At 40.9% G+C, this 3,991-nt stretch carries 5 protein-coding genes; 4 read left to right on the top strand and 1 reads right to left on the bottom strand.

Going from position 1 to position 3,991, the window contains the following annotated elements; genetic code table 11:
• Nucleotides 1-665: 665 nt before the first annotated feature.
• Nucleotides 666-938, top strand: a complete 273-nt coding sequence (locus tag PX484_RS14025; RefSeq protein ID WP_228009726.1) for a phage tail protein — start codon at nucleotides 666-668, stop codon at nucleotides 936-938.
• 377 nt (nucleotides 939-1,315) lie between these two features.
• Here PX484_RS14025 and PX484_RS14030 read toward each other — a convergent pair whose 3' ends face one another.
• Nucleotides 1,316-1,792, bottom strand: a complete 477-nt coding sequence (locus PX484_RS14030; protein ID WP_287670363.1) for a pyroglutamyl-peptidase I family protein — start codon at nucleotides 1,790-1,792, stop codon at nucleotides 1,316-1,318.
• A 107-nt stretch (nucleotides 1,793-1,899) separates the two neighbouring features.
• On the opposite strand from PX484_RS14030, the gene PX484_RS14035 reads away from it, so the two are divergent.
• The 3 genes from PX484_RS14035 to PX484_RS14045 all read left to right on the top strand — a co-directional run.
• The gene (locus PX484_RS14035) at nucleotides 1,900-2,955 is read left to right on the top strand and encodes a metallophosphoesterase family protein (RefSeq protein WP_002803225.1); all 1,056 of its coding nucleotides are present in this window, start codon (nucleotides 1,900-1,902) and stop codon (nucleotides 2,953-2,955) included.
• A 15-nt stretch (nucleotides 2,956-2,970) separates the two neighbouring features.
• Nucleotides 2,971-3,858 carry a ParA family protein gene (locus PX484_RS14040; RefSeq protein ID WP_287670355.1) on the top strand — a complete coding sequence of 296 codons (888 nt, stop codon included), beginning with the start codon at nucleotides 2,971-2,973 and terminating at the stop codon, nucleotides 3,856-3,858.
• A 12-nt stretch (nucleotides 3,859-3,870) separates the two neighbouring features.
• Nucleotides 3,871-3,991: TIGR03792 family protein (locus tag PX484_RS14045; RefSeq protein ID WP_288104334.1), on the top strand; the 121-nt coding region annotated here is incomplete at its 3' end.

Raw genomic sequence — 3,991 nt, forward strand, 5'->3', positions numbered from 1 at the left:
ATTTTTAATGACTTAAAGCAGAAGCAACTGGCTCATAAAGATAGATTAGTTAGGTTGCCAATTAAGCGAGCGTCTAACAAATCACTGCACCCGACCGCCGGCTAAAGCATTCAATGGAACCGCTAAATCTATAGTGCGATGGCGAAGGCACTGCGCAGCAGTACGCTGATCCTGTCGGTTGGGTTGACAGAAAAAATAGGGTGTGTTCCCTAAAGTGGCTCCTACTGCTCCAGCGATCGATTTTGGGGAACGCACTATGCACATTAATTGCAGCTGTGGGTTTAAGTGCAATGCCGCACCTAAAAATGAGAGAATTTCTTGACAAATGAAGTTAAATATGGTAATCAATCTCCCCAAAATTAGATTCCGGTATGGCAGCGTTTATCATAAAGATGAAGTATAACTTAATTTTGTATCGGCGACCCTGTGGGATTTTCAAAACATGAGAACGCCTATAATAATTCGACATAACACGGTTACTTGTAATTTTATTAGGAAAAGTTCTTGTGATCGCTCTATAGGAGAGTAATATGCGGAAAGATTTATTAAAAAATGTGTATTTGGCGTGAGATACGGAAAGTTTTCGTATATTGTGTAGTTGGTTCAAGGGATGAGGTCGAGTTGAAATAAGAAAGACGATCACAACCTAAAAAAGTCAACACTGTTTGGAGAAAGAAGAAAACATGGATTTTTTGATCGGACAGATTCTGCTTTTTGCAGGGGATTTTGCGCCGGCAGGCTGGGCATTTTGTGACGGATCTAAGCTACCGATATCTGGCTATCAGGCGCTGTACTCCATACTTGGGACCAAATACGGAGGTGATGGATTCAAGAGTTTTGCGTTGCCTAAATTGCCTACTGTCAAGGATGTTGATGGCGACGGAGAATCACGATATATAATCTGTCTGGAGGGTATATATCCATTTCGGGAAAAATAAATTCAGTGCGATCGCCGATCTTGTAGGGTGCGTTCCCTAAAGTGTCTCTTACTGCTCCACTGATCGATTTTTGGGGAACACACCATCCACATTTATTAAAGCTGTGGGTTTAAGTGCGATGCCGCTCTTGTGGGCCCAGTTGAGGAATGTTAGCGAAGATTGCCAATGTTTAGGTTAAAATAGAGGGGCAAAAGTTGCAACCGGGTCAAACCAATGATAGTACGACCACCCCTCTACAGCCAAGAAGAATTTGCCCGACGTGGTAATCAGATTTATTAGACTCAGGTGCGCTCTCAAGTCGAGGAGGGCAATTATGGCAAAATACCAGTATATCCTTTTTCCTTTTTCCCTTGAAACTTACTCTCGAATTATATGAGCTAACGGCTAAGGGTGATAATTTTCTGAAAATCTCTTTGAATAATAGTAAAATTTTTGTCAGTTAAAAGCGGCACATGAACGAATAAGGCTCTCGGATGATATTTTAAGACTTGAAAATATAATTCTTCGCAGACAAACTGACCAGCATTATCGCTGATATAACTATAGTCAAGGTTTTTAATTAAATCTGGCAACGGAATTGATGTCAATAACTTTTTTGTGCTACTCCTAGCCTGAGATTCTAAACTTAAACGATAACGACTTTCTGCCATGCCACAACAAATAACGAAATCAGGCTTTTTGTCTTGAATAGCTTTGATAACTCGTTCACTGGCTCGATGGGTATTAACGGGAAGTTGACGCAAAAATAAAAGCTTTTTTGCATAATTATCTTGAATAGATACTAACAAATCATCGGAGGAATTACTCCGGTGATGGCATAACCAAGGTGCAAAAGAAGTTAAAAGAATTGTCAAGTTATCTCCTGATGGTTAATTGGGATAATCAACAAAAAAGCGATCGAAGGGACAAAAATTGCTACACTAACTGACGTGACCTCAATTAAAGACGAGATTGATATTCTATGCAACGCCGTAAATTTTTGCTGATTAGTGGCAGTTTAGGCGGTTTTAGCTTGGTAGCTTGCGCTCATCAAATTTTACAGCCCGTTACTTCCAAAAATCCCCCTGAGTCTCCCGTTAAACAAGCACAAAAGGCGAAAAAAGTCAAGATAATCGTGATTAGTGACCTTAATAGTCAATACGGTTCCACTACTTACGATCCCGAAATTGATCGAGCTATCCCCTTAATTATCAATCATAAACCCGATCTGGTCCTCTGTGGCGGCGACATGGTGGCAGGACAAAAAAGCAGCTTGACAGAGGCAGCAATTAACGCCATGTGGTCAGCCTTTGATCGCCATATCGCCGCGCCCCTGCGAGCTGCTAAAATACCTTTTGGTTTTACCATCGGTAATCATGACGCTTCTGGAGCTTTATCCGCAGGAAAATTTATCTATGCTCAAGAGAGAAAATTAGCCCAAGATTATTGGCAAAATCCCCAACATCATACAAGTTTAAATTTTATCGATAAAACCGGCTTTCCTTTTTATTATACTTTCACTCAAAATGGTATATTCTATCTAGTCTGGGATGCCTCCACTCATTTAATCTCTCGGGAACAACTAAATTGGGCAGCAAAAAACTTGAGTAGCCCCGACGCTAAAAATGCTAAAATGCGGCTAGTAATCGGTCATTTACCCCTCTACGGTATTGCCGTCGGCAGAAATCGACCGGGGGATTATTTAGCCGATGCCGAGCAATTAAGAGCGTTTTTAGAGGGCCATCAGGTGCATACTTATATTAGTGGCCACGCTCACGCTTACTATCCGGGTAAACGGGGGCAATTACAATTATTACACGCAGGAGCTTTAGGCAGTGGACCGCGACGGTTATTGAACAGTGAACAAGCGCCCAGAAAAACCTTAACAATTGTCGATATTAATCCCCATCAACAGGAAACAGTTTACACCACCTACGACATGAAAACCCAAGAAGCGATCGATATTACCAGTTTACCTCCTTTGATTATGGCTCCCAACGGGCAAGTTTTACGTCGAGATATTCCATCGGTTAACTAGAAAGGAACTCCCATAATGGCCACTGTCATCAGCACCGTTAATATGAAAGGAGGAGTAGGAAAAACTACCCTTACCGTCAACCTTGCCACCTGTTTAGCTAAATTTCAGCAAAAACGAGTCCTTGTCCTCGATTTAGACGCTCAAATCAGTGCGACTCTCAGTTTAATGTCTCCCCACGAATTCGCTCAACTGCGTCGCAAAAAACGCACTTTAAGCTATTTATTAGAAGCAATTATCAAACCCAATCCCTACAATAAATTAACTATTGATGATATTATTGTCCCTTCAGTCTGTGAAATTCAAGGCTTAGATCTACTGCCGGGAGACATTGAACTATATGATGAATATGTCGTCTCAGAAACCCTGCACCATCAAGCAATTTTACAGGAAGATTTAGGCTTTGATCATGCTTGGAATAACCTGGAAAGAATCCTGATTCAAAAAATCATTGATCCCATTCAAGACCGTTACGATTATATTATTATGGACTGCGCTCCGGGCTATAATCTTTTAACTCGTAGTGGTCTATGTAGCAGTCATTTTTATTTACTACCCGCCCGTCCCGAACCTTTATCAATTGTCGGCATTCAGCTATTAGAAAGAAGAATAGTTAAACTCAAAGCTAGTCATCAAGAAACCGAACCGATTAACCCCGGTTTACTCGGTATAGTTTTTATTCTTTCCGGTGGTGGTTTACTCAGTCGCTACTATAATCAAGTCATGCGCCGGGTACAACAGGATTTTCAAGCCCATCAAATTTTTGCTAATGCGATTCCTATGGATGTTAATGTAGCTAAAGCTGTCGATATGTTCGTGCCTGCGGTGGCAGCCATGCCCTCTTCTAGTGGTTCCAAAGCTTTTATGAAACTCACAGAAGAATTCTTGATGAAAACCCAAAAATAGGAGATAATTACTATGGTCATTGAGTGGTTAGAATTTCAAGTTAAACCCGAAGCTAGGGAAAAATTTATCCAAAAAGATCAAGAAATTTGGACAAAGTTTTTAGCAAAACAACCTGGTTTTTTAGGTAAGGAGC

Source organism: Microcystis sp. M49636_WE2 (genome assembly GCF_030065375.1).
GTDB lineage: Bacteria > Cyanobacteriota > Cyanobacteriia > Cyanobacteriales > Microcystaceae > Microcystis > Microcystis aeruginosa_C.

Bases quoted from the DNA above. Each gene is read 5' to 3' on its own strand.
- PX484_RS14035 (WP_002803225.1), top strand. From the start codon at position 1,900: ATGCAACGCCGTAAATTTTTGCTGATTAGTGGCAGTTTAGGCGGTTTT.
- PX484_RS14040 (WP_287670355.1), top strand. From the start codon at position 2,971: ATGGCCACTGTCATCAGCACCGTTAATATGAAAGGAGGAGTAGGAAAA.